This is a genomic window from Paraburkholderia sp. EG286B (genome assembly GCF_040965655.1).
Taxonomy (GTDB): domain Bacteria; phylum Pseudomonadota; class Gammaproteobacteria; order Burkholderiales; family Burkholderiaceae; genus Paraburkholderia.
The window spans coordinates 59,096-84,783 of the sequence record NZ_JBFRCF010000004.1; the positions used below are offsets into that span (position 1 = coordinate 59,096).

Sequence of the window (25,688 nt, forward strand, 5' to 3'; positions counted from 1 at the left end):
CGCGAGGCGCCGTGCAGGCGCCTCGACCGGCATGATGATTAGGAGCAGGAACGCCTGATGCAAAGCATGCCCGGAGCCAGGCTGGCTCACCGACGTGACAGGCACTTTGCGAACCCTTCAGAGGGATGGGCAAACTTCCCCCCGGAAAAGCGCGCAGGCTTCGCGTGTCGTGAGGCCGCCGCTTTCAACGAACGTTGCCCGGTGTCGGTAGCCGACGCCGGAATGACCTGGCGCGCTGTGCCTCGTGGCACGGCGCGCCTTACCGCATTCATTAGCGTAAGCGCGCGGGATCAGCGTACGCCGATGAATAGCCCGCTTCGCAGCGTGCGCCGTGAGAAGCGTTCGCGGGAAGCGGGTTTTGACGAAGGGTGTAGTTTGAACTGACTCTCATCTGAACCTGAAGGAGAAAAAAATGGCTACTGCCAAGAAGAAACCGGCGGCTAAGAAGGCCGCAGTGAAGAAGGTTGCAGCGAAGAAGGCAGCTCCGGCGAAGAAGGCCGCAGCGAAGAAGGTCGCGGTCAAGAAGGTTGCAGCCAAGAAAGTCGCCGTGAAGAAGGTTGCTGCGAAGAAGGCAGCACCGGCGAAGAAGGCCGCAGCGAAGAAGGTTGCAGCCAAGAAAGTCGCCGTGAAGAAGGTTGCTGCGAAGAAGGCAGCCCCGGCGAAGAAGGCCGCAGCGAAGAAGGTTGCAGCCAAGAAAGTCGCCGTGAAGAAGGTTGCTGCGAAGAAGGCAGCGCCGGCGAAGAAGGCCGCCGCCAAGAAGGTTGCCGCGAAGAAGGTTGCAGCCAAGAAGGCGCCTGCGAAGAAGGCTGCTGCCAAGAAGGCTGCGCCTGCGAAGAAGGCTGCCGCCAAGAAGGCTGCCAAGAAGGCACCTGCGAAGGCCGCTGCCGCACCTGCTGCCCCTGCTGCGCAACCGTCCGCGCCCGCAGCAACGGTCAAGACTGCCCTGAATCCGGCCGCAGCATGGCCGTTCCCGACCGGCAGCCGTCCGTAAGCAGTCCGAGACGAAGCGCGCAGGCTACGTCGTACGCGCGCTTCGTTGGCCGGGCCGGGCGGCATGATGCGCAAGGCTCGATCCCGATCCCGTCGCTGGGCTGTCCGCGACGGGATTTTTTTCGTCTGGAGTTCGTAATAATCGGTGTGAGGCCACGCGCATGCCGCGCGCGGGCATGAAAAAAGGCGCATGCACAGGGGAGCACATGCGCCTGAGGTTCCGCATCCAGCGCGAGGCGCCGCTGCGGTACAGGGGAAACCGTTAGTGCGTGACGCGCGTCACGCCGCCGCTCGAGAGCAGCCGCACGCGGTCGCCCGCGTTGAAGACTTCGCCGGTCGCGGATTGCGTAATGGCGCGGTAGTCGCCGTTGTCGAGGCGCACCGTGATCTCGAGGCCGTCGCGCATGGCCACGCCGTTCTCGACCGCGTTGCCGGCCACGGCGCCCGCAATGCCGCCGATGATGCCGGTGACGATCGAGCCCGTGCCGCCGCCGATCTGGCTGCCGGCCACCGCGCCGAGCGCGCCGCCACCGATCGCGCCAAGGCCGCTAGGCTGGCCGTTGTTCGAGCTGATCTTTACCGCGCGTACGCTTTCGACCGTGGCCATGCGCACCGATTGCTCGCGCTGCGCCTGCGAGGCCGTGTACACATCGGCGGAACTGCTGTTGTAGGCGCAGCCCGACATCGCGAGCGACCCCGCGAGCATGGCTGCAACAATCAGACGACTTGTTATTTTCATTCCCGTAGCTCCAATGGGCGCCGTTCGTGTGCGGCTCCCGCGTTCAGTTCGGCAGTTCGTAGCCGAATGCCTCCTTGAACCGTTCGTTGATCTGCGCTCGCGTGGGCGCATAGTTTTGCGGACCGAGATGCTCGATCTTGAGCGCGCCCATCAGGCTCGCGAGACGCCCCGTGGTTGCCCAGTCGAGGCCGTTCTCGATGCCGTAGAGCAGGCCGCCGCGGAAAGCGTCGCCGCAGCCGGTCGGGTCGAGCACCTGAGCGGCCTTGACCGGAGGAATCTCCTCGATCTTGCCGCCGTGGTAGATCTGCGAGCCGTGCTCGCCGCGCGTGATGATCAGCGCGTCGACATGGCTGGCGATTTCGTCGAACGACCAGCCGGTGCGATGGCTGACAAGATTGGCTTCGTAGTCGTTGACCGCTACGTAGGTCGCAAGTTCAATCGCACGGCGCAAAGAGGCGCCGTCGAAGAGCGGCAGACCCTGGCCCGGATCGAAGATGAACGGCACGCCGGCCTTCGCGAACTGCTCGACGTGCTGGACCATGCCGTCGAAGCCGTCCGGGGCGACGATGCCGAGCTTGATGCCGGGTGCTTCGTCGGCGCGGTTCAAATGCGATTGCATCATCGCGCCCGGGTGGAACGCGGTGATCTGGTTGTTCTCGAGGTCGGTCGTGATCATCGCCTGCGCGGACCACGTATCTTCCAGCACGCGCACGTGCGCCTTCGAGAGGCCGAGTGTATCGAGGCGTTCGAGGTACGGGCGTGCGTCGGCGGCGCCGAGCGTCGCCATGATGCGGGCGTCGCCGCCGAGCAGATGCAGCGCGTACGCGATGTTGCCGGCACAGCCGCCGAACTCGCGGCGCATCGTCGGCACCAGAAAGCTCACGTTCAGGATGTGCACCTGCTCGGGCAGGATGTGCTCCCGAAAGCGACCCTCGAAGGTCATGATGTTGTCGTAGGCGAGCGAGCCGCAGATCAGCGTAGCCAAGGCGGAAATTCCTGTAGGGCGTGGTAGGGGAAGGGGCGGCGCACCGGCCTGCGCATTGGCATCAGCAAGCAGGCTCTGAGTGAGTGTGCGCCGCCGCCGGATTACTTCAGCGCGGCGAGTGCGGCGTCGTAGTTCGGTTCGTTCTTGATTTCGCCGACGCGCTCGGCGTGCAGGACGTTGTCGTTTTCGTCGAGCACGACGACGGCGCGCGCGGTCAGGCCGGTGAGCGGGCCGCTCGTCACGTCCACGCCATAGGCTTGCGCGAATTCATGGCCGCGGAAGGTCGAGGCCGTGACGACGTTGGCGATGCCTTCGGTCGTGCAGAAGCGCGCGGCGGCGAACGGCAGGTCGCCCGAGATCACGACGACAGCCGTGTTGTTCAGGCCGGCGGCGGCTTCGTTGAACTTGCGCGTGGAGGTGGCGCAGGTCGGCGTGTCGAGGCTCGGCACGATGTTCAGCACCTTGCGCTTGCCGGCGAAATCGGCGAGCGAGACAGGCTTCAGATCCTTGCCGACGAGCGAGAACGCCGGGGCCTTCTGGCCGACGCTCGGGAAGGTGCCGGCGACGTCGATCGGGTTACCGCCTAGCGTGACTTGACTCATGATGTGCTCTCCGGGAATGCATGGTGTGGTGAATGGCGCACCCGCGCGATGCGGGACGCCGGGAAACGCGCGGGGCACGCCAGTGCACCCGCGTACAGACGGAAAATCAGGGGTAGAAAATCTCGATGCGGAAGTTCGACGCCACCACGTCGCCCGTGTCGAGCCGCACGATCATGGTCTGCGTGGTGCGTGCGGGCAGACCGGCTTCGATGGACGTGCCGGGCGTGACGTAGTCCTGCGGCCATAGCACGCGCCGCACGACGATGTTGTTCTGCCGGTCGAGCAGCGACAGCTCGATCGCGGGGTACGCGAGCGCCACGTTGAAGCGGTTGCGCAGCGGCACTTTCAGTTCGAGGTGATGCGGCTCGTTGTCGACCTGGCGCAGATCGGACGGCTCGACCAGCAGGCCGTCGATGTCGCGCGGCGGCAGCACGCGGCAGCCGAGCTGCTCGCACGCCTGCTGATAGAGCGACTGCGAGTCGGGCCAGTAGACCATGACCGTTTCGCGCTGCCACCACGCGAGCTGCACGACGAGCAGCGCGAGCAGCAGGATGGCGATGAGCGTGCCGAGAATGCGCCAGACGAGGCCGCGCGAGCCGCGCGGGCGGGCGGGCGCTTCACGGGTGACGGCGAACGGTGAGGCGCCGTCGTTGGGCGAGAGCGCGCTGAACGCGGGCTCCGGTGCGGCTTCGCGGGTGCGCGGGCCGAGTGCGGGCTCCGGGTCGTTCATGCGAGCCGCAGCCGATGCTTCGTTGGCCGAAAAGGTCGGCTCGGTCGGGCCGCCCGTGCCCAGGTTCGGCTCGCTGCGCGTCCAGCGCGCGGCGGGCGGGAACGGTTCGGCGGCTGCGGGCTGCCGGGGCGGCGGTACCGGTGCTGCTGCGGGTGCCGCCGGCGCGTGCGGCGCAGCTTGTTGTGGTGCGCGCCCGAGCGTCGGTTCGTCGTCGAAGGCGACCCGCGACTCGGCTGCGGGCGCGACCCCTGGCGAGGCGCCACGGGCAACGCTTGCCCCTGGCAGTTTGTCGGCGTCGTATTTCAGGCGTGGATCGCGCTGGCTGTCCTGCGGCGGTGCCCACGGGTCCCACGTGCGATTCGTGAAATTGGGTGTGGCGCCCAGCGTGGGGGGCGGCTCTTGCGATGGCGCTGCTGCGGGCTGATCCGCCTGATCAGGCTGAACATTGGGCTGCTGCGAAGTGGACTGTGACTGCGATGCGAACTGTGAAGCGAGTCCCGAAGCGGGCTGCGCAGCAAAGCGTGAAGCGGGCTCCGATGGCGGCGAGGTCAGGCTGGCCGCGATTTCGGCAGCAACGGGCACCGCGCGCGTGAAGTCGCCACCTTCGGGCATCTCGTACAAACTGCCCGACGCGTCGAACGCTTCCTGACAATGTCCGCAACGCACGAGGCCTCGCCGCACGGCAAGCTGCGTGGGCTGGATGCGGAATACGGTTTCACAGAAGGGGCAGCGCGTTGCCAGAAGCATGTGGGCCGAGGATCTGGGTAGACCGGAGGATTGGTGATACCCGCATTCTACTGGCAATCCACCGCAGCCTACGACTTCGGTCTTGCCGCTTGGGGCGCGATCAGGCTCGTGCGAGCCCGATCGGAACGCACAGGGATTACGCGCGCCGCGTGCCCGCGAGGCAGACCCAGCCTTCGTGTTCGCGCCAGACCGAGATGTCGATCCACTGCGCGTACACCTGCGCGACTTCCTCGGCCTGGCGCGCGAGGATGCCCGAAAGTGCGATGCGTCCGCCCGGCTTCACGCGCGAGGAGAGCATCGAGGCCATCAGCTTGAGCGGATTCGACAGAATGTTGGCGACGACGATGTCGAACTCGCCGGCGGGGCAATCGTCGGGCAGGCCGTAAGTGACCTCCGCGCGATTGCGCTCGCTGTTGTGGCGCGCCGAGTCGACCGCCTGCGGGTCGATGTCGATGCCGATCACCGGATTCGCTCCGCACTTCTTCGCGAGGATCGCGAGGATGCCCGAGCCGCAGCCGTAGTCGAGCAGCGAATTGCCGGGCTGCACGTGCTGTTCGAGCCATTCCATGCACAAACGCGTGGTGGGATGGCTGCCCGTGCCGAACGCGAGGCCCGGGTCGAGTTCGAGCACGAGCGCGTTCGGGTCCGGGGCATCGTGCCACGACGGCACGACCCAGATGCGCTCGCCGATCTGGATCGGGTCGAACTGCGATTGCGTCAGACGAACCCAGTCCTGCTCCTCGACTTCGCGCAGCGAGAACTTCGGCGTTTGCGTGAGACCCAGCTCGTTCGAAGCGGCCATGAGCAGCACGGCGGGATCCTGATCGGCGCCGATCAGCGCAATCACGCGCGAATGCTGCCACGCAGTGCGCTCGGGTGTGAGGCCCGGCTCGCCGAAGAGCGGCTGCTCGTCGGGCGTGTCGGCGTCGGCGTCTTCCACCGACACCGAGAGGGCGCCAAGCTCGATCAGCGCGTCGGAAAGTTCTTCCGCGCGGTCACGCTCTAGCTCGACGATCAGTTCCCGGTAGCTCATGAATTACGCTTCGTCCTTCTTCACTGCCTGACGTTCGGCCAGACGGCTTTCGAGGTAGTGAATACTCGTGCCGCCCTCGACGAACTTCGCGTCGAGCATCAGTTCGCGGTGCAGCGGGATGTTGGTCTGGATGCCTTCGACCACCATTTCCGAGAGCGCGATGCGCATGCGCTGAATGGCCTGCTCGCGCGTCGCGCCGTAGGTGATCAGCTTGCCGATCATCGAATCATAGTTCGGCGGCACGAAATAGCCATTGTAGGCATGCGAGTCGACGCGCACGCCAGGACCGCCCGGCATGTGCCACGACGTGAGCCGGCCCGGCGACGGCGTGAACTTGAACGGATCTTCCGCGTTGATGCGGCACTCGATCGCGTGGCCCTTCAGCTGGATGTCGCGCTGGCGGAACGAGAGCTTCTCGCCCGCGGCGATGCGGATCTGCTCCTGCACGATGTCGATGCCCGTGATCAGCTCGGTGACCGGGTGCTCGACCTGCACGCGCGTGTTCATTTCGATGAAGTAGAACTCGCCGTTTTCATACAGGAACTCGAACGTGCCCGCGCCGAGGTAGCCCATCTTCTTGCACGCGTCGGCGCAACGATCGCCGATGCGGTCGAGCAGGCGGCGCGCGATGCCCGGCGCCGGCGCTTCCTCGATCACCTTCTGGTGGCGGCGCTGCATGGAGCAGTCGCGCTCGCCGAGCCACACGGCGTTCTTGAACGAGTCCGAGAGAATCTGGATCTCGATGTGACGCGGGTTCTCGAGATACTTCTCCATGTAGACCTGCGGGTTGCCGAACGCACGGCCGGCTTCCTCGCGGGTCATGTTGACCGCGTTCACGAGCGCCGCTTCCGTGTGCACGACGCGCATGCCGCGCCCTCCGCCGCCGCCCGCCGCCTTGATGATGACGGGGTAGCCGATCGCGCGCGCGATCTTCACGATTTCCTTCGGATCGTCGGGCAGTGCGCCTTCCGAGCCCGGCACGCAGGGCACGCCGGTCTTGATCATGGTCTGCTTCGCCGTGACCTTGTCGCCCATCATGCGGATCGTTTCCGGGCGCGGGCCGATGAACGTGAAGCCCGACTGCTCCACACGCTCGGCGAAATCGGCGTTCTCGGAGAGGAAGCCGTAACCGGGGTGGATCGCTTCTGCGTCGGTGACTTCGGCCGCGCTGATGAGCGCCGGCATGTTCAGGTAGGAGAGGTTCGAAGGCGCCGGGCCGATACAGACCGCCTCGTCCGCGAGCTTCACGTACTTGGCTTCCTTGTCGGCTTCCGAATAGACGACGACCGTCTTGACGCCGAGTTCGCGGCACGCGCGCTGGATGCGGAGCGCGATTTCGCCACGATTGGCAATGAGGATTTTTTCAAACATGGTGGGTATTCGACTCATCAATGGGCGTCGCAAGTCGTATGTGCGTACGCCTGTCGATCGGAGTTAGCGCTTTAGCGGTTACTGCGATCCCATGTAAAACGCAGAGGATCGGTCGCGTGCGTCGCCGTCATGGGGCGCCAAACGCGACGAACGCGGCGCGGCCAAAAAAGAAAGACCGCTGCCGCGCGCAGAAATGCTTAGGCGATCACGTAGAGCGGCTGGCCGTATTCGACTGCCTGGCCGTTCTCGACGAGGATTTCCTTGACCACGCCGGCCGTATCCGACTCGATCTCGTTGAGCAGCTTCATCGCTTCGATGATGCAAAGCGTCTGGCCTTCCTTGACCGTGTCGCCAACCTGGACGAACGGGTCGGCGCCCGGCGACGGCGCGCGGTAGAACGTGCCCACCATCGGCGAGGTCACGACGTGGCCCTGCGGCACGGCGGGCGCGGCGGGAGCCGCAGCGGCGGCTTCGCCGACATGGGCGGGCGCTGCGAGCGGAGCACCCATGGCCGGCGCCGCGTATTGCGGGGGGCCCGGCTGCACGTAAACGGGCGGCGCGTTCTTGACGATGCGCACCTTGCCTTCACCCTCGGTCACTTCGAGCTCCGAGATGCCCGATTCGGAGACGAGGTCGATCAGAGTCTTCAGCTTACGTAGATCCATGGTGCAGCCCCTTTTACTTTGAATACGTGAAGTGCCGGGGCGCGCGCGTCCCGGCACGGGTTGTTGTTCAGGTATTGGCGGTCATCCGGCGCGGGAATCAGGCCGCCGACCGGGCAGCGAGCCGGTCGAGCGCGTATTCGAGCGCGTAGAGATAACCCTTCCAGCCGAGGCCGCAAATCACGCCTTCGGCCTGGTCGGAAAAATACGAATGGTGCCGGAAGGACTCGCGGCGATGCACGTTCGACAGGTGAATCTCGACGAACGGGATGCCGACGCCTGCCAGCGCATCCCGGATCGCCACGCTCGTATGCGTGTACGCGGCCGGGTTGATCAGGATGAAGTCGGTCTGCTCGGTGCGGGCCGACTGGATGCGGTCGACCAGCGCGCCTTCGTGGTTGCTCTGGAAGGTCGCGAGCTCGACGCCGGCGTCCGCGGCACGGTCGGAGAGCGCCTGATCGATCTGCGGCAGCGTCACGCGCCCATACACCTCCGGTTCCCGGGTGCCGAGAAGATTGAGGTTGGGGCCGTGCAGAACCAGCAGTCGCGTCATGGTCGCTTCTTTTTCCGTGGAATTGCGCGAACTTTAGCGCCGATTAGAGAAATTTGTCTAGTTTTCCGATAAGGGGATATGGCCCTGACTACGTCTTGCGGCGAGGGTCTGGGTCGATCTTCAGTCAAATCACAGGATTCTCACGGCAAAAGCTACGTTATGGCGCTTAAGATTGTGTCAAACATTCCGCTGCGTCAAAGCGCGTCGAGCGTGCGCCGAAGCTCGTCCGGCTTGATTTGCCCTAATTTTGTCGCACGAACGGCGCCGTTCGCGTCGATTACCACCGTGTAAGGTAAGCCGCCTGCGTTGTTGCCGAATGCGCGCGCGACGTCCGCGCCGCCGAAGCCGGCGATGTAGATCGGGTAATCGACGGGCACCTTCTTGAGGAACGTCTTGATGTTCGCGGCCGAATCCACGCCGACGCCGACGAACTGAATCCCCTTCTTCGCGTACTCGCGCTGGAGCGCGGAAAGCTCCGGCATTTCCTCGACGCACGGGCCGCACCAGGAGGCCCAGAAGTTGACCACGATCGGCCGGCCCTTGTAGATGGCGAGCGATTGCGCCTTGCCGTCCGGGTTCGTGACCGCCGCCGACCAGAGCTGGCCGACCGCATTCTGCTTGCCGCTCGCGCTCGCCGAGGCCGCGCTTACCGAGGCCGCGTCGGCCACGCCGGCGCTGCCGCTCGTGGCCCAGTGCCCAGCCAGTATGCCGCCGCCTGCGGCGATTGCCGCCACTGCCACGCCGGCCAGAATCCGCTTCGTATTCATCGCTGCCGTTATCAGGTTGTGGAAGAAGTGGCGCCGCTCTCGTCGATCAGCGCCTGGAGGGCCTGCGCATTGGCGCGCGGCAGCCTGCCACGCGCGTCGGCGCGCACGGCGCCGCGCAAGTCGTCCGTATTGTAGAGTGCAACGTGTATGCCCACCGGCTCCTCAGCGCGTGACGGACGCCACATGAAGCTCAGTGTCTCCACGAAGCCGCGCGCCGCGAAATGGCGCGTTTCCGACACGTCGTACTGCACGTTCGCGTTCAGGAGCCAGATCGCGACATCCTTCGCGTTGTCACAAAAAATCTGCAGATGGATGTCGGAATGCTCGCCCGCTGTGCCGTTGAGCACCGCGCCGGTCAGGAACGGATTGAACGCCTCGAGCCGCTGCATCCATTCGAGCGCGATCTCGCGCAGGCGGCGCAGCACCACCGGCTGGCTGTCGCTCTGAAAGAGGGCCTGATATTCGCGGATCTCTTCCTCGATTTGGTCGTTGTCGGGCAGCCAGGTGCCTTCGATACGCGTTTCCCCGACCACCTGCCGGGCTGCCTTGCGTTTGGCGGTGGCGTAGTCGAGGCCGTCCTCGGCGATCATCCTTGCTGCCGCGATGGCGATTTCCTCGCGCACGCGCTGGGGATCGAAATGTGATCTGCGAACCATCCTTGAATGATACTAGAGATCGCCTTGGGCTCCTGCAGGCGGCCACTGCGCCGCACCTGCTGCCGGGTGCCCAGGGATTTTCCGTCGCTGCGGGGGCCGAGGTCGAGCCAATAGGGCTCAGGGCCTCGGGTACAATACCGGTTCTTTGCTGCGGCGGCGCAGGGCTGCCGTCGTTCCAGCTTCCCCGTCCTTTTCAACCCGATCAAACCGATCAACGCGTTCACGACGCCCGCGCGGCGCGACAGGCTTATGCACATCCATATCCTCGGCATCTGCGGCACGTTCATGGGCGGACTCGCGGTGCTCGCGCGCAGCGCGGGCCACACGGTGACCGGCTGCGACGCCGGCGTGTACCCGCCGATGAGCACCCAGCTCGAAGCGCAGGGCATCCGCCTCATCGAGGGTTACGACGCGAGCCAGACCGAACTCAAGCCCGATCTCTACGTGATCGGCAATGTGGTCACGCGCGGCAACCCGCTGATGGAGGAGATCCTCAATCGCGGCTTGCCGTACACGTCGGGTCCGCAATGGCTCGGCGAACACGTGATGCGCGACAAGTGGGTGCTCGCGGTGGCGGGCACGCACGGCAAGACCACCACGAGCTCGATGCTCACGTGGCTGCTTGAAGACGCGGGCCTCAATCCCGGCTTCCTGATCGGCGGCGTGCCGCTGAATTTCGGCGTATCCGCGCGCCTGACCGATTCGAGCTTCTTCGTGATCGAAGCCGACGAGTACGACACGGCGTTCTTCGACAAGCGCTCGAAGTTCGTTCATTACCGTCCGCGCACGGCGCTGCTCAACAACCTCGAATTCGATCACGCCGACATCTTCCCCGATCTCGCGGCGATCGAAACGCAGTTCCATCACCTAGTGCGCACGATTCCGGGCGTGGGCCGCATCGTCACGAACGGCCGCTCGGACGCGCTCGAGCGCGTGCTCACGCGCGGCGTATGGAGCGACGTGGAGCGCTTCGGCGTGGATGGCGGCTGGCAGGCGCTGCCGGCGGAAGACGGCGTGGCCGTGGACGAGCGCTTCGCCGTCTATCACAACAGCGAACGTGCAGGCGTGGTGGACTGGCAGATCCAGGGCGAACACAACCGCCTGAACGCGCTCGCGGCGATTGCCGCCGCGCGCAGCGTGGGCGTGCCGCCCGCGCAGGCCGCCGCCTCGCTCGCCACGTTCCGCAACGTGAAGCGCCGCATGGAAGTGCGCGGCAGCGTCGACGGCGTGACCGTCTACGACGACTTCGCGCACCATCCCACGGCCATCGAAACGACGATCGCCGGCCTGCGCACGCGCGTCGGCCACGAAAACACGCGCATCCTCGCCGTGCTCGAGCCGCGCTCGAACACGATGAAGCTCGGCGTGATGAAGGCGCAGCTGCCCGTCAGTCTCGCCGACGCCGACCTCGTGTTCGGCTACGGCGCAGCGAGCGGCAAGGACGCGCTCGGCTGGGACCTCGCCGGTGCGCTTGCGCCGCTCGGCGAGAAGGCCCGCGCCTTCCACGATCTCGACGCGCTCGTGAAGGCGGTCGTCGCAGCCGCACGCCCCGGCGACCAGGTGCTCGTGATGAGCAACGGCGGCTTCGGCGGCGTGCATCAAAAGCTGCTCGATGCGCTGTCGGCACGGAGCGCGGCGTGATCGTCTATCTGCACGGCTTTCGCTCGTCGCCCCAGTCGTTCAAGGCGCGCCTCTTGGCGGCGCGCATGGCCGAGCTGGGACGCAGCGGCGAGTGGCTGTGCCCGACGCTGCCGGTTTCGCCGCGCGACGCGATTGCGCTCGCCGAGCAGGAGATCGGCGCGCAGTGGAAGCCGGGCGAGCGCGTCACGCTCATCGGCAGTTCGCTCGGCGGCTACTTCGCCACGCATCTCGCGGAAAAGCACGGCTGGCGCGCTGCGCTGCTGAACCCCGCCGTGGTGCCTGACCGCGATCTGTCGAAGTATCTCGGCGAGCAGCCGCTCTGGCACGGCGGCGGCAGCATCGTCGTCGAACCGCGTCACCTGGAAGAGTTGCGCGCGCTGGCCGTGACGAAGGTGACGCAACCCGCGCGCTACTATCTGGTCGCCGCGACCGGTGACGAAGTGCTCGATTACCGCGAGATGCTCGCGCACTATCCGGGTGTGCCCACACACCTGATCGAAGGCAGCGATCATGGCATCAGCGAGTTCGCAGATTACGTCGACGAAGTGATCCGTTTCTGCGATGCCGCCTGATGCGTGCGAACGCCTATATGTATACAGCACCGCCCGCGCGCCGCGCCGGCGGTCGAAGCAAGTCTGAACGAGAGTATTGAGTGAACGTTTTCTTTGAGGAATCGGGCAGTTTCAAGGCCGGCAGCGTGCTGTCGCGCCAGGGCGATGCGTTCCAGGTCGAGCTGCCCGGCGGGCGGCGCGCCAAGGTGCGCGCGAAGGACGTGCTGATCGAGTTCGAAAAGCCGGCTGCGAGCGAACTGCTGGAGCAGGCGGACGCCGCCGCCCAGGAGATCGATCTCGACTTCCTGTGGGAGTGCGCGCCCGCCGAGGAATTCGCCTACACGGCGCTCGCGAGCGAGTACTTCGGCGAAACCTACGGCCCGGTCGAGCGCGCCGCGCTCGTGCTGCGCCTGCATGGCTCGCCCGTGTACTTTCGCCGCAAGGGGCGCGGCCAGTATCAGCGCGCACCCGAAGAGCAGCTCAAGATGGCGCTCGCCTCGCTCGAGCGCAAGCGTCAGCAGGCGCTGGTGCAGGCCGGCTACGAAGAGGAGCTGAAGGCGGGTGGACTGCCCGAGGCCTTCAAGGGCAAGGCTCTCGGACTCCTCACGAAGCCGGACAAGAACGCCATCGAATACAAGGCGCTCGAAGCGGCGGCTGCCGCGCGTGGCATTTCGATGCCGCGCCTCATGCTCGAAAACGGCGGCATCGCTTCGCCGCGCGCGCTGCACGAGGCACGCTTCCTCGCGGACTTCTTCCCGCACGGCACGGGTTTTCCGCCCGTCGAAGTGGGCACGCTGCCCGAGGATCTGCCCGACGCCGCCGAGCACGTGCAGGCGTTTTCGATCGACGACGTCACGACGACCGAAATCGACGACGCCTTCTCGATCGAGCATCTGGCCGACGGCCGCGTGCGCATCGGCATTCACATCGCGGCGCCCGCGCTCGGCATCCAGCGCGGCGACACGGCGGATACGATCGCGCGCACGCGTCTTTCGACGGTCTACATGCCCGGCGACAAGATCACGATGCTGCCCGACGATTTCGTCGACGCCTTCACGCTCAAGGAAGGTGGTCTGCGCCCGGCGCTGTCGCTCTACTGCATCGTGAACCGCGAGACGCAGGAGATCGTCGCGACCGAAACGCGCGCCGAGCGCGTGTTCGTGAAGAGCAATCTGCGTCACAACACGCTCGACGAAGTCGTCACCGAAGAGACGCTCGCAGCGGGCACGGGCGAGTATCCGCACAAGGACGATATCGCCGTGCTGTGGCCGTTCGCGCAGGCGCTGTTCGAGAAGCGCCAGCAGGCACGCGCCGGTTACGGCCTGCGCCGCGAGGTCCAGCGCAACACGGACTTCAACTTCTACGTGGAAGGCGAGCATGTGACCATCTCGCCGCGCCGCCGCGGCTCGCCGCTCGACCTGATCGTCGCGGAGCTGGCGATTCTCGCGAACTCCACGTGGGGCGCGTTCCTGCACGACCATGGCGTGCCGGGCATCTATCGCTCGCAGCGCGCGTTCGGCGCGCCGACCGGTCCCAAGCGCACGCGCATGCAGACCAACGCCGCGCCGCACGAAGGCCTCGGCGTCGCGCAGTATGCGTGGAGCACCTCGCCGCTGCGCCGCTACGTGGACCTCGTGAACCAGTGGCAGTTGCTCGCCTGCGTGGAGCACGGCGTGGCCGCCAAGCTCGTCGCGCCGTTCAAGCCCAAGGACGCCGATCTGTTCGCCGTCGTGCAGGGCTTCGACGAGACTTACACCGCCTATGCCGACCATCAGCGCCGCATGGAGTACTTCTGGTGCCTGCGCTGGCTGCAGCAGGAGATGCGCGGTGAGGCGGGCCGCGAGCCGCGCCGCGAATTCCCGGCGAGCGTGGTGAAGGACGACCTGGTGCGCTTCGAGGAAGTGCCGCTGCTCATGCACGTGCCCGCACTCGGCGTGCACGCGCGCGGCACGCGCCTGATGATGGAAGTGCTGTCGATCGACGAGCTGACCATCGAGGCTTCGGTGCGCATGCTGCGCGTGCTCGACGCGCCCGTCGTGACGAGCGGCGAGCCGGCCGAAGAGGATACGGGCGAAGACGAAGAGCTGATCGAAGCCGCCGACGAGTCCGCGCAAAGCGAAGCGGAAGCTGTCGCGGAAGCGGGCGAAGCGGAAGGCGAGGCGGCAAGCGACGCGCCCGCGGCAGAAGAACAATCGAGCGAACAACACGCCACGGAGCCGCGCGAATGAGTGCCAGCGAGTCGAAGCCGGTTGTGAGCGCCGACCGCTACGCCGTCGTCGGCAACCCGGTGGCGCACAGCAAGTCGCCGTACATCCACGCACAGTTCGCGCTGCAAACGGGTGAGCGCGTCGAATACGACCGGCTGCTCGCGCCGCTCGACGGTTTCGTCGAGCATGTGCAGGCCTTTCACGCGGCGGGCGGTCGCGGCCTGAACGTGACCGTGCCGTTCAAGCTGGAAGCGCACGCGCTTGCGCACAAGCTCTCGCCGCGTGCGGCGGCGGCGGGCGCGGTCAACACGCTGCGCTTCGACGCGGACGGCATTTTCGGCGACAACACCGACGGCTTCGGCCTCGTGCGCGACATCGAGGTGAACCTCGGCGTTGCGCTCGAAGGGGCGCGCGTGTTGCTGCTCGGCGCGGGCGGCGCGGCGCGCGGCGTCGTGCTGCCGATGCTCGAGCGCCGGCCGCGCGAGATCACCATCGTGAACCGCACGGCGCCCAAGGCGCACGCGCTCATCGAGCAGTTCGCAGGCGCGGCGGGCGAGTTCGGCTGCCTGCTCAACGGCGGTGGCCCTCATGCACTCGATCCCAAGCCCTACGACGTGATCGTGAACGCGACGGCGGGCAGCCTCGATGCGGCCTTGCCCGAGTGCGACGAGCGCGCGTTCGGCACCGGTACGCTCGCCTACGACATGATGTACGGCGCGCAGCCCACCGTGTTCATGCGCCACGCGCAGGCACTCGGCGCGCGCGCGGCCGACGGCCTTGGCATGCTGGTCGAGCAGGCCGCCGAGTCGTTCTTCTTGTGGCGCGGCGTGCGGCCCGAGGGCGCGCCGGTGCTGGCGGCATTGCGCGCGCAGCTCGCCGCGCAGGCCGCGTAACGCGCAGCGCCGCTCGCACAAAACGGAGACGACGCCATGCGCAGGCAAGCCATCGGTGCGCAGGCCGCGGCGGTCGCGAGCGGCAGCGGGCGGCGCGCGCAGTCGCGCAAACGTCCCGGCGCGCTGCGCTGGCTGACCTGGGTCGTCTCGGTGTGCGCGATGGCGTGGATCGCCACGCAACTCTTCTACTTCGCGCAAATCGCGCTGTGGAACTTCGTCGATCCGCAAACCACGGCGTTCATGCGCACCGACGCCGCGCGTCTTTCCGCCGAGCGCGCCGGTCTCACGATCCAGCACGAATGGGTGCCGTACGAGCAGATCTCGCGCAACCTGAAGCGCGCGATCATCGCGTCCGAGGACGCGAACTTCGTCAACAACAACGGCTACGAAACCGACGCCATTCTCCAGGCGTGGGAAAAGAACAAGCAGCGCGGCCATATCGTGCGCGGCGGCTCGACCATCACGCAGCAGCTCGCGCGCAACCTGTTCCTCTCGCGCGAACAGAGCTACATCCGCAAGGGCCAGGAGTTCATCATCACGTGGATGCTGCAGACGCTGCTCGACAAGGAGCGCATCTTCGAGATCTATCTGAATTCGGTGGAGTGGGGCAACGGCGTGTACGGCGCGCAAGCCGCTGCGCGCTACTACTACCGCACGAGCGCCGCGAAGCTCACGCCGTGGCAGTCGGCGCGGCTCGCAGTGATGCTGCCGCGTCCCAAGTACTTCGACGAGCATCGCAACTCGACCTATCTCGCGCAGCGCACCGCCGTGATTGCGCGGCGCATGGGGGCGGCCGAGCTGCCGCATTGAAGCGCCATCGCATCGCCACGCCAATGAAAAACGCGCCGTCTTTGCGGCGCGTTTTCGTTTGCTTGCCTGCGTTGCTTCCGCTTACTGGCGCGCGAGCCGCGCGTTATCCGGCATCGGCATGTTGAAGTTGGTGCGAAACGGATTGATGTCGAGGCCGCCGCGCCGGGTGTAGCGCGCGTAGACGGCGAGCCGGTCCGGTTTACACTCGCGCAGGATGTCCATGAAGATGCGCTCGGCGCACTGCTCGTGAAAGCCCGTGTGATTGCGGTACGAGATGATGTAGCGCAACAGGCCCGCCTGATCGATCTGCGGCCCGACGTAGTGGATCTGCACGCTGCCCCAGTCGGGCTGGCCCGTCACCGGGCAGTTCGACTTGAGCAGGTTCGAGATCAGCGTTTCTTCTACCGGGGCTTCGTCGAAGGCCGCCTTCAGCAGCGTCGGCTCCGGGTGATAGATCTCCGTGTCGAGATCGAGGCGATCGAGCGAGAGTCCGTCGAATTCCTCGAACGGGATCTTGCCGAACGCGCCCGGCTGCTCGAGCCGCACCGATACCGATGCGCCGCAAGCCGCCGTCACATCGCGCCTGATCGTGTCGCGCACCACGTCGGCGGATTCGAACGGCGTTTGCGCAAACGAGCCCAGATAGAGCTTGAACGACTTCGATTCGATGATGTTCGGCGAGTCGGCGGGAATGAAGAACGTGGCGATCGCGATCTGCGGCTTACCGCGCGCGTTGAGCCACGAAAGCTCGTAGGCGTTCCAGATATCGCTGCCGAAGAAGGGCAGTTGCGCGCCAATGCCGATCTGCTCGCGCGCACCCGCGCGCGGGATCGGGAACAGGAGCGAAGCGTCGTATTGCTCGGTGTAGGTGGAGGCCTTGCCGAGCGGCGATTGGTCGGGAGTCATGATGCGTTGGCTTCGGTTGCGAGATTGGTCACGCCGCTTGCCACGTGCCCGGTGGCCGTGACCGAGCGCGCGGATTCGCAGGTGCGGATCTGGTCGTCGAAGAAAAAATCGGGTTCGAACTCGCGCAGGAACGGGCCTTTGTCGAGTCCGCCAAGGAACATCGCTTCGTCGATCTCGATGTTCCAGGCCATCAGCGTACGGATTGCGCGCTCGTGCGCGGGCGCCGAGCGCGCGGTGACGAGGGCGGTGCGGATGCGCATTTGCGCGTTCGCGTCGGCGAGCTTCTGCAGACGGTTGAGTGCGGCCAGCAGCGGCTGCAGCGGGCCTTGCGCGAGCGGCAGTTCGCGGTTGTCGCGCTCGTGGCTTACGAAGGCGGACAGCCCCTTGCTCTGGAAGATCTGCTCGGCTTCATCGGAAAACAGCACCGCATCGCCGTCGAACGCAATGCGAATCTCGTGCGCGTTGCGTTCCGCCATTGTCGCCGAATTTTGGTCAATGCGCGGAAAGACGCGTGCGGCGGGGAATCCGGCGTCGAGCGCGCTCTTCACGTCGGCCGGATTCGCGGAGAGAAACAGCGACGCATTGAGCGGCTTGAGGTAGTGCCAGGGCTCGCGTCCGCGCGTGAACACGCCGCGCTGAATGTCGAGCCCGTGCTCGCGGCACGAGCTGAACGCGCGCAGACCGCTGATGGGATCGCTGCGCGAGAGGATCACCACTTCCACGTGATGTGCGCCGTCATTGAGCGCGAGCAGCTTGCGGATCAGCGCGAACGCCACGCCTGGCCGCGCGGGCACGTTCAGGCGCTCGCGCTGGAGCGCCTCGTAGGCTCGCAGGTCGCCGGCCTCGAACACGTGGTTTTCCTCCTCGAAATCGAAGAGCGCACGTGACGAAATGGCGACGACGAGCTTGTCGGAAAGCGATACGGACACGATGGCCGCTCGTTACGCGAGGAACAACCGATACGCCGGATTGCTCGTCTCTTCCCAGTGCGGATAGCCGAGCGTGGCGAGGAAACGGCGGAACTCGGCGTCTTCGGCGGCGGGCACCTGGATGCCCACCAGAATCGAGCTGTAGTCGGCGCCCTGGTTGCGGTAGTGGAACAGGCTGATGTTCCAGTTCGGCGCCATCGACGAGAGAAAGCGCATGAGCGCGCCCGGCCGTTCCGGAAACTCGAAGCGGAACAGACGTTCGTCGTGCGCGAGCGGCGAGCGACCGCCCACCATGTAGCGGATGTGCTGCTTCGACAGTTCGTCGCCGGTCAGATCGACGCTCGGAAAGCCGTGATCGACGAAGGTCTTCGCGATCTGCTGCGACTCGCCGCGGTTGCGGATCTGCACGCCCACGAAGATGTGCGCGCGTTCGGCGTCGTCGATGCGGTAGTTGAACTCGGTCACGCTGCGCGTGCCGACCAGTTCGCAGAAGCGCTTGAAGCTGCCGCGCTCCTCGGGGATCGTCACCGCGAACACCGCCTCGCGCGCCTCGCCCACCTCGGCGCGCTCGGCCACGAAGCGCATGCGGTCGAAGTTCATGTTCGCGCCCGAGGTGATCGCCACCAGCGTCTGGCCTTCAATGCCCTCGCGCTCCGCGTACTGCTTCGCGCCCGCCACGGCCAGTGCGCCTGCGGGTTCGAGCACGCTGCGGGTGTCCTGGAAGACGTCCTTGATCGCGGCGCAAAGCGCGTCCGTATCGACCGTGAGCACTTCGTCGAGATACTGCTGGCACAGGCGGAAGGTTTCCTCGCCCACCAGTTTGACGGCCGTGCCGTCCGAGAACAGGCCGACTTCGGTGAGCTCCACGCGCCTGCCGGCCTGGATCGACTGCGCCATTGCGCAGGAATCGTCGGTCTGCACGCCGATCACCTTGATCTCCGGACGCACGGCCTTCACGTAGGCCGCCACACCCGCAGCCAGCCCGCCGCCGCCGATCGGCACGAAGATCGCATGAATCGGGGCCTGATGCTGGCTCAGCACTTCCATCGCCACGGTGCCCTGGCCGGCGATCACGTGGGGATCGTCGAACGGATGCACGAAGGTCAGGCCGCGTTCTTCCTGCAGGCGTACGGCGTGGGCGTAGGCGTCGCTGTACGACTCGCCGGCCTGCACGACCTCGACGGTCGCGCCGCCGTGGGCGCGCACGGCATCGACCTTCACCTGCGGCGTGGTCACCGGCACGCAGATCACGGCCTTCACGCCGAGCTTCGCCGCCGACAGCGCCACGCCCTGCGCGTGATTGCCCGCGGAGGCGGTGATCACGCCGCGCTCGAGCTGCGCGGGCGAGAGATGCGCCATCTTGTTGTAGGCGCCGCGCAGCTTGAAGGAGAACACCGGCTGGTTGTCCTCGCGCTTGAGGAACACGGCGTTGCGCAGACGCGCCGAGAGGTTCGGGGCGCGCTCGAGTTCGGTCTCGCGGGCAACATCGTAGACGCGGGCGGTGAGGATTTTCTTCAGGTAATCGTCGTGGGAGGCCATGCGAGGGCGCGCCGGGCGCGGGTTCAGGGCGGGAAAGCGTAAATGATAGCGCCAACGGCTCCCGCGCTGGCAGCACGGGAAGGTGGCTGGCGTTGGATGCGGCGGCGCGATTCGCCGACCGGCCGGAAGGCAAATCATCGTCAAAGCGCACGCAATGAGGCGCAAACTACCCGTCAACGCAAGTGAATCTTGTGTGTTCACCAGGTTCCCACGCGGCGTCAGCGCGGGTGCGGATCATGCGGTAAAATCCTTTTTCGAAACAAGGATCGGATGATGCACTGGCAACCTCGGACAGCCCATTTGATGCCCGCACGGCGCGTAACCCGCCCGGCGGCGCAGCGGCACGCCCGCCACGCACGATCGTGTCGCTAAATCCGAGCGCCGGGGAACCATCGGCGTGAGCGTTGCCGCCATGTGCCTCCCCACCCCTTTCGTCCGCAGCCTGCCACAGGCGGACACGATTTCAGAATAGCGCCCCACGCGCCCCGTCAGTATCCGTCGCAGCGGCCGCGAGCCGTGCGCGGGACTGGCCCAAAGAGTCGTCCAACCATGAACGCACCTCAAGTTTTCGATCCTCACGGCGCCGCCGCCGCCGTGGCCACCGACATCGAACCGCGCCTGCGCGAGATTCCCTATAACTACACGTCGTTTTCGGACCGCGAGATCGTCATCCGCCTGCTCGGCGAAGACGCATGGAACGCGCTCGCCGAGCTGCGCGCGGAGCGCCGCACCGGCCGCTCGGCGCGCATGCTCTACGAAGTGCTGGGCGACATCTGGGTCGTGCGCCGCAACCCGTATTTGCAGGACGATCTGCTCGACAATCCGAAGCGCCGCGCGCTCCTGATCGAGGCGTTGAACCACCGCCTCGCCGAAATCGAGAAGCGCCGCCGCGCCGACCTGCAGGAGCACACCGACAAGGAAGGCGTGGACCGCGCCGCGCGCGTGGAAAAGCTGGTCGGCGCCACGCGCCGCGCCATCGACGCCTTCGCGGGCGAGTTCGAGAAGATGGCCGACCTGCGCCGCCGCGCGACCAAGGTGCTCGGCAAGCGCACGGCCAAGGACAACATCCGCTTCGACGGCCTCGCGCGCGTCTCGCACGTGACCGACGCGACCGACTGGCGCGTGGAATATCCGTTCGTCGTCCTCACGCCCGATACCGAAGCCGAAATCGCCGGCCTCATCAAGGCCTGTTTCGAACTCGGCCTCACCGTGATTCCGCGCGGCGGCGGCACGGGCTACACGGGCGGCGCGGTGCCGCTCACGCCGTTCTCGGCCGTCATCAACACCGAAAAGCTCGAGCAGCTCGGCCCCGTCGAAATGACCGAGCTGCCGGGCGTGAACCGCAAGGTCGCGACCATTTTTTCGGGCGCGGGCGTGGTCACGCGCCGCGTGACCGAGGCCGCCGACGCCGCGGGCTTCGTCTTCGCCGTCGATCCGACTTCGCTCGATGCGTCCTGCATCGGCGGGAACGTCGCGATGAACGCGGGCGGCAAGAAGGCGGTGCTGTGGGGCACGGCGCTCGACAATCTCGCCTGGTGGCGCATGGTCGACCCGCAGGGCAACTGGCTCGAGGTCACGCGTCTTGACCACAACATGGGCAAGATTCACGACACTCCCGTGGCGCGCTTCGAGCTGAAGTGGTTCGACGGCGAATACGCGCCGGGCGAAAAGCTGCTGCGCTCCGAATCGCTCGATATCGAAGGCAAGCGCTTCCGCAAGGAAGGCCTCGGCAAGGACGTCACCGACAAGTTCCTCGCCGGCCTGCCGGGCGTGCAGAAGGAAGGCTGCGACGGGCTCATCACGTCCGCGCGCTGGGTGCTGCACAAGATGCCCGCGCATACGCGCACGGTGTGCCTCGAGTTCTTCGGCCAGGCGCGCGAGGCGATTCCGAGCATCGTCGAGATCAAGGACTACCTGTTCGAAACGTCGAAGCAGGGCGGCGCGATTCTCGCGGGCCTCGAGCACCTCGACGAGCGCTATCTGCGCGCCGTGGGCTACGCGACCAAGAGCAAGCGCAACGCGTTTCCGAAGATGGTGCTGATCGGCGACATCGTCGGCGACGACGCCGATGCCGTGGCCGCCGCGACCTCGGAAGTCATTCGCATGGCCAACGGCAAGAGCGGCGAAGGCTTCGTCGCGGTGTCCGCCGAGGCGCGCAAGCGCTTCTGGCTCGACCGGAGCCGCACGGCCGCCATTGCCAAGCACACCAACGCGTTCAAGATCAACGAAGACGTCGTGATCCCGCTCAACCGCATGGGCGAGTACACGGACGGCATCGAGCGCATCAACATCGAACTGTCGATCAAGAACAAGCTGCAACTGGTCGACGCCCTCGAAGCGTTCTTCAAGGCGGGCAAGCTGCCGCTCGGCAAGACCGACGACGCGAACGAGATTCCCTCCGCGGAACTGCTCGAAGACCGCGTCCAGCAGGCGCTCGACCTGCTCAAGCGCGTGCGCGAGCGCTGGACCTTCGTGGGCGAGAAGCTCGATCTGTCGCTGCGCGAGGCGCAGCACTATCTCGTGCAGCTGGGCTACGAGGCGCTGGCGGAGAAGTTCGCCGACCGCGTGGATGCGCAGCCCGACGCCAACGTCTTCCACGTGACTCAGGACCGCACGGTGCGCATCTCGTGGAAGCAGGAGATCCGTGCGGAACTGCGCAAGATCTTCAACGGCGGCGAATTCAAGCCGATCCTCGAAGAGACCCAGGCGATCCACAAGAAGGTGCTGCGCGGCCGCGTGTTCGTGGCGCTGCACATGCACGCCGGCGACGGCAACGTGCACACGAACCTGCCGGTCAACTCCGACAACTACGAGATGCTGCAGGACGCGCACCATGCGGTCGCGCGCATCATGAAGCTCGCGCGTTCGCTCGACGGCGTGATTTCGGGCGAGCACGGCATCGGCATCACGAAGCTCGAATTCCTCACGGACGAAGAGATCGCCGAGTTCCGCGCCTACAAGCAGCGCGTCGATCCGCAAGGCCGCTTCAACGCGGGCAAGCTGCTCGAAGGCGCCGACCTGCGCAACGCCTACACGCCGTCGTTCGGCCTGATGGGCTACGAGTCGCTCATCATGAAGCAGTCCGACATCGGCGCGATCGCCGATTCGGTGAAGGACTGCCTGCGCTGCGGCAAGTGCAAGCCAGTGTGCGCGACGCACGTGCCGCGCGCGAACCTGCTCTACAGCCCGCGCAACAAGATTCTCGCGACGTCCTTGCTGGTCGAGGCGTTCCTGTACGAAGAGCAGACGCGCCGCGGCGTGTCGATCAAGCATTGGGACGAGTTCAACGACGTGGCCGACCACTGCACGGTCTGCCACAAGTGCGTGACGCCGTGCCCGGTCAAGATCGACTTCGGCGACGTGACCATGAACATGCGCAATCTGCTGCGCAAGATGGGCAAGAAGAAGTTCAACGCGGGCAACGCGGCGGGCATGTTCTTCCTGAACGCCACGAACCCGCAGACCATCAACCTCGCGCGCACCGCGATGATGGGCGTGGGCTACAAGGCGCAGCGCCTCGGCAACGACCTGCTCAAGAAGGTCGTGAAGAAGCAGACGGCGCTGCCGCCCGCATCGACGGGCAAGCCGGCCGTGGTCGAGCAGGTGATCCACTTCGTCAACAAGAAGATGCCGGGCAACCTGCCGAAGAAGACGGCGCGCGCGCTGCTCGACATCGAAGACAACAAGATCGTGCCGATCATCCGCAACCCGAAGACGACGAACGTCGATTCGGAAGCGGTGTTCTACTTCCCCGGCTGCGGCTCGGAGCGTCTGTTCTCGCAAGTGGGCCTCGCCACCCAGGCGATGCTCTGGCAAGCGGGCGTGCAGACGGTGCTGCCGCCGGGCTACCTGTGCTGCGGCTATCCGCAGCGCGGCTCGGGCCAGTACGACAAGGCCGAGAAGATCGTCACCGATAACCGCGTGCTGTTCCACCGCGTCGCGAACACGCTCAATTACCTCGACATCAAGACCGTCGTGGTGTCGTGCGGTACGTGCTACGACCAGCTTGCGGGTTATGAATTCGACAAGATTTTCCCGGGATGCCGCATCATCGACATCCACGAGTTCCTGCTCGAGAAGGGCATCAAGCTCGACGGCGTGACGGGCACGCGCTACATGTACCACGACCCGTGCCACACGCCGATCAAGACGATGGATCCGGTCAAGCTCGTCAATGAGCTGATGGGTTCTGAAAAGGACGGCTACAAGATCGAGAAGAACGATCGCTGCTGCGGCGAATCGGGCACGCTGGCCGTGACGCGCCCGGACGTTTCGACGCAGGTGCGTTTCCGCAAGGAAGAGGAAATCCGCAAGGGCGCGGCGAAGCTGCGCGGCATTCCGATCGTCGGCAACGGCGCGAACGGGGTGCAGCCGGCGACGCAGCAGGAAGCGGGCGGGCAGGGTACGACGCAGGACGTCAAGATTCTCACGTCTTGCCCGTCTTGCCTCCAGGGTCTGTCGCGGTACAACGAAGACGCCAACATCGAAGCCGACTACATCGTGGTGGAAATCGCCCGCCACATACTTGGCGAAAACTGGATGGCGGACTACGTTCAGAACGCGAACAATGGCGGAATCGAGCGCGTGCTGGTCTAATGGCAGCGCTCAATTTTCCGTGAACGGGTTCGAGGACGACGATGACATGCGTATTCTGCAGTGAGGAAGGCGGCGATCTGCTATGGCAGGACGAGCGCATGCGCGTCGTGCTCGCGACTGCCGAGGCCGACTATCCCGGCTTTTGCCGGGTCATCTGGAATGCGCACGTCGCCGAATTCTCGGACCTGGGCGCGGCCGACCGGGAACATCTGATGCGCGCCGTGTACGCCGTCGAGCGTGCGCTGCGCCGCGTCATGCAGCCATCAAAGGTGAATCTGGCGAGCCTCGGCAACCAGGTGCCGCACGTGCATTGGCACGTCATTCCGCGCTTCACGAACGATGCCCATTTCCCGCTGCCCGTCTGGGCGCCGCGCCAGCGCACGGTGTCCGAGGCGATGCTGGGCCAGCGCCGCGCGCAGGCTACGCTGCTGCGCGACGCGGTACGCCAGGAAATGGAGCAGGCTTAAGGCCTGAGCAGGCGGGGGCGGTGAGCGTCCAATGCGCGTCCAATTGCGTCCAGTACGCGTCCAACAGCGGGAACGAACATGAGTGGACTGAAATCCGATACGCCGGTGCCGACCGGCGTCGTGGTGCACGCCGTTTCGCGCGTGCTGGAACTCCAGTATGCGAACGGGGAGAGCTACCGCGTGCCCTTCGAGCTGATGCGCGTGTATTCGCCCTCGGCCGAGGTGCGCGGGCACGGCGCCGGCCAGGAAACGCTGCAGACGGGCAAGCGCGAGGTGACGATCACGGCGCTCGAAGGTGTCGGCAACTACGCGCTGCAGCCCACGTTCTCCGACGGCCACAACACCGGCATCTACTCGTGGGACCAGCTCTACGAGCTCGCCACGCGCCAGGACGAACTCTGGGCGGAATATTTCGCCAGACTGAAGGCGGCGGGCGTCGAGCGCGACGCCCCCATGGCGGCGCCCCCTGCCGCGCATGGCCACTGCCACTGACGCTTCCTGTTACGATCCAGCCCCGCCGCATCTCTGACAGAGGCGGCGCAGCACACCAATAGAACACCCTTCCGCGAAAGGACGAGCGCGATGAGCAAAACCCACTTCGGCTATCAGACAGTCGACGAACAGGACAAGGCGAAGAAGGTGGCCGGCGTGTTTCACTCGGTCGCCTCGAACTACGACCTGATGAACGATCTGATGTCGGGCGGGCTGCACCGCGCGTGGAAGGCGTTCACGATCGCGCAGGCGAACATCCGGCCCGGCGCGAAGGTGCTCGACATCGCCGGCGGCACCGGCGACCTTTCCATGGCGTTCGCGAAGAAAGCGGGCCCGACAGGCGAGGTCTGGCACACCGACATCAACGAGTCGATGCTGCGCGTGGGCCGCGACCGCCTCATCGACAACGGCGTGATCACGCCGGCGCTCCTGTGCGACGCCGAGAAAATCCCCTTTCCGGACAACTACTTCGACGTGGTGACCGTGGCTTTCGGGCTGCGCAACATGACGCATAAGGACGCCGCGCTCGCCGAGATGCGCCGCGTGCTCAAGCCGGGCGGGCGCGTGCTCGTGCTCGAATTCTCGAAGGTCTGGGAGCCGCTCAAGAAGGCGTACGACGTCTACTCGTTCAAGGTGCTGCCGTGGCTCGGCAAGCGCTTCGCCCAGGACGCGGACAGCTACCAGTACCTCGCGGAATCGATCCGCATGCATCCGGACCAGGAAACACTCAAGACCATGATGGAACAAGTCGGCCTCGACGCCGTCAAATATTACAATTTGTCAGCTGGCGTGGTAGCCTTACACGTCGGCACAAAGTATTAG

Annotated in this window: 24 protein-coding genes; 11 read left to right on the plus strand and 13 right to left on the minus strand. The window is 65.9% G+C overall.

The window, feature by feature from the left end:
* Positions 1-57: 57 nt before the first annotated feature.
* Entirely contained in the window at positions 58-384 is a 327-nt protein-coding gene (locus AB4Y42_RS09185) for a hypothetical protein (protein ID WP_083245612.1), read from the plus strand.
* A gap of 28 nt (positions 385-412) precedes the next feature.
* A complete protein-coding gene (locus AB4Y42_RS09190) occupies positions 413-991 on the plus strand; it encodes a histone H1-like DNA-binding protein (protein ID WP_069268515.1) in 579 nt (192 codons plus the stop codon).
* A gap of 261 nt (positions 992-1,252) precedes the next feature.
* On the opposite strand, the gene AB4Y42_RS09195 is transcribed toward AB4Y42_RS09190, so the two are convergent.
* The 10 genes from AB4Y42_RS09195 to AB4Y42_RS09240 all read right to left on the minus strand — a co-directional run bounded on the left by AB4Y42_RS09195 (position 1,253) and on the right by AB4Y42_RS09240 (position 9,835).
* The gene (locus AB4Y42_RS09195; protein ID WP_368694013.1) at positions 1,253-1,729 is read right to left on the minus strand and encodes a glycine zipper 2TM domain-containing protein; all 477 of its coding nucleotides are present in this window, start codon (positions 1,727-1,729) and stop codon (positions 1,253-1,255) included.
* 43 nt (positions 1,730-1,772) lie between these two features.
* Complete coding sequence (locus AB4Y42_RS09200) at positions 1,773-2,714, minus strand: carbohydrate kinase family protein (protein WP_368694014.1); 942 nt, start codon at positions 2,712-2,714, stop codon at positions 1,773-1,775.
* A 101-nt stretch (positions 2,715-2,815) separates the two neighbouring features.
* On the minus strand, positions 2,816-3,316 hold the full coding sequence (gene tpx / locus AB4Y42_RS09205) for a thiol peroxidase (protein WP_133182953.1): 501 nt from the start codon (positions 3,314-3,316) through the stop codon (positions 2,816-2,818).
* A 106-nt stretch (positions 3,317-3,422) separates the two neighbouring features.
* Positions 3,423-4,793, minus strand: a complete 1,371-nt coding sequence (locus AB4Y42_RS09210; protein ID WP_368694015.1) for a zinc-ribbon and DUF3426 domain-containing protein — start codon at positions 4,791-4,793, stop codon at positions 3,423-3,425.
* Between the two features lie 136 nt (positions 4,794-4,929).
* Positions 4,930-5,826 (minus strand): 50S ribosomal protein L11 methyltransferase, encoded by an 897-nt coding sequence (gene prmA / locus AB4Y42_RS09215; RefSeq protein WP_342924475.1) that lies wholly within the window; start codon positions 5,824-5,826, stop codon positions 4,930-4,932.
* A 3-nt stretch (positions 5,827-5,829) separates the two neighbouring features.
* Positions 5,830-7,197, minus strand: a complete 1,368-nt coding sequence (gene accC / locus AB4Y42_RS09220; protein WP_042270391.1) for an acetyl-CoA carboxylase biotin carboxylase subunit — start codon at positions 7,195-7,197, stop codon at positions 5,830-5,832.
* 197 nt (positions 7,198-7,394) lie between these two features.
* Positions 7,395-7,862: an acetyl-CoA carboxylase biotin carboxyl carrier protein gene (gene accB, locus AB4Y42_RS09225; RefSeq protein WP_368694016.1), complete on the minus strand. Its 468-nt coding sequence runs from the start codon at positions 7,860-7,862 to the stop codon at positions 7,395-7,397.
* 97 nt (positions 7,863-7,959) lie between these two features.
* Complete coding sequence (aroQ, locus tag AB4Y42_RS09230; protein WP_042270394.1) at positions 7,960-8,412, minus strand: type II 3-dehydroquinate dehydratase; 453 nt, start codon at positions 8,410-8,412, stop codon at positions 7,960-7,962.
* Positions 8,413-8,606: 194 nt separating this feature from the next.
* On the minus strand, positions 8,607-9,179 hold the full coding sequence (locus AB4Y42_RS09235) for a TlpA family protein disulfide reductase (protein WP_368687525.1): 573 nt from the start codon (positions 9,177-9,179) through the stop codon (positions 8,607-8,609).
* 11 nt (positions 9,180-9,190) lie between these two features.
* Positions 9,191-9,835 carry a UDP-N-acetylmuramate--alanine ligase gene (locus AB4Y42_RS09240; protein ID WP_368687526.1) on the minus strand — a complete coding sequence of 215 codons (645 nt, stop codon included), beginning with the start codon at positions 9,833-9,835 and terminating at the stop codon, positions 9,191-9,193.
* 249 nt (positions 9,836-10,084) lie between these two features.
* On the opposite strand from AB4Y42_RS09240, the gene mpl reads away from it, so the two are divergent.
* The 5 genes from mpl to mtgA all read left to right on the plus strand — a co-directional run bounded on the left by mpl (position 10,085) and on the right by mtgA (position 15,937).
* Positions 10,085-11,476: a UDP-N-acetylmuramate:L-alanyl-gamma-D-glutamyl-meso-diaminopimelate ligase gene (gene mpl / locus AB4Y42_RS09245; protein ID WP_368694017.1), complete on the plus strand. Its 1,392-nt coding sequence runs from the start codon at positions 10,085-10,087 to the stop codon at positions 11,474-11,476.
* Entirely contained in the window at positions 11,473-12,048 is a 576-nt protein-coding gene (locus AB4Y42_RS09250; protein ID WP_368694018.1) for a YqiA/YcfP family alpha/beta fold hydrolase, read from the plus strand. The genes mpl and AB4Y42_RS09250 overlap by 4 nt, the downstream gene beginning before the upstream one ends.
* A gap of 80 nt (positions 12,049-12,128) precedes the next feature.
* Positions 12,129-14,255: a ribonuclease catalytic domain-containing protein gene (locus tag AB4Y42_RS09255; RefSeq protein ID WP_368694019.1), complete on the plus strand. Its 2,127-nt coding sequence runs from the start codon at positions 12,129-12,131 to the stop codon at positions 14,253-14,255.
* Positions 14,252-15,127 carry a shikimate dehydrogenase gene (aroE, locus tag AB4Y42_RS09260; RefSeq protein ID WP_368687530.1) on the plus strand — a complete coding sequence of 292 codons (876 nt, stop codon included), beginning with the start codon at positions 14,252-14,254 and terminating at the stop codon, positions 15,125-15,127. The genes AB4Y42_RS09255 and aroE overlap by 4 nt, the downstream gene beginning before the upstream one ends.
* A 36-nt stretch (positions 15,128-15,163) precedes the next feature.
* The gene (gene mtgA / locus AB4Y42_RS09265; protein WP_368687531.1) at positions 15,164-15,937 is read left to right on the plus strand and encodes a monofunctional biosynthetic peptidoglycan transglycosylase; all 774 of its coding nucleotides are present in this window, start codon (positions 15,164-15,166) and stop codon (positions 15,935-15,937) included.
* An 81-nt stretch (positions 15,938-16,018) separates the two neighbouring features.
* Here mtgA and queF read toward each other — a convergent pair whose 3' ends face one another.
* From queF to ilvA, 3 genes are read right to left on the minus strand one after another with little or no spacing between them, the layout of a single operon-like run.
* Entirely contained in the window at positions 16,019-16,843 is an 825-nt protein-coding gene (gene queF, locus AB4Y42_RS09270; RefSeq protein WP_368694020.1) for an NADPH-dependent 7-cyano-7-deazaguanine reductase QueF, read from the minus strand.
* The gene (locus tag AB4Y42_RS09275; RefSeq protein WP_368694021.1) at positions 16,840-17,772 is read right to left on the minus strand and encodes a 5'-nucleotidase; all 933 of its coding nucleotides are present in this window, start codon (positions 17,770-17,772) and stop codon (positions 16,840-16,842) included. Before AB4Y42_RS09275 ends, queF begins: the two co-directional genes overlap by 4 nt.
* Before the next feature lie 12 nt (positions 17,773-17,784).
* On the minus strand, positions 17,785-19,311 hold the full coding sequence (gene ilvA / locus AB4Y42_RS09280; RefSeq protein WP_368694022.1) for a threonine ammonia-lyase, biosynthetic: 1,527 nt from the start codon (positions 19,309-19,311) through the stop codon (positions 17,785-17,787).
* Between the two features lie 549 nt (positions 19,312-19,860).
* Here ilvA and AB4Y42_RS09285 point away from each other — a divergent pair.
* The 4 genes from AB4Y42_RS09285 to ubiE all read left to right on the plus strand — a co-directional run bounded on the left by AB4Y42_RS09285 (position 19,861) and on the right by ubiE (position 25,688).
* On the plus strand, positions 19,861-23,907 hold the full coding sequence (locus AB4Y42_RS09285; protein WP_368694023.1) for a DUF3683 domain-containing protein: 4,047 nt from the start codon (positions 19,861-19,863) through the stop codon (positions 23,905-23,907).
* A 41-nt stretch (positions 23,908-23,948) separates the two neighbouring features.
* Positions 23,949-24,374, plus strand: a complete 426-nt coding sequence (locus AB4Y42_RS09290) for an HIT family protein (RefSeq protein ID WP_342921248.1) — start codon at positions 23,949-23,951, stop codon at positions 24,372-24,374.
* A 78-nt stretch (positions 24,375-24,452) separates the two neighbouring features.
* Positions 24,453-24,866, plus strand: a complete 414-nt coding sequence (locus tag AB4Y42_RS09295; RefSeq protein WP_368694024.1) for a gamma-butyrobetaine hydroxylase-like domain-containing protein — start codon at positions 24,453-24,455, stop codon at positions 24,864-24,866.
* 90 nt (positions 24,867-24,956) lie between these two features.
* On the plus strand, positions 24,957-25,688 hold the full coding sequence (gene ubiE, locus AB4Y42_RS09300; RefSeq protein WP_133182926.1) for a bifunctional demethylmenaquinone methyltransferase/2-methoxy-6-polyprenyl-1,4-benzoquinol methylase UbiE: 732 nt from the start codon (positions 24,957-24,959) through the stop codon (positions 25,686-25,688).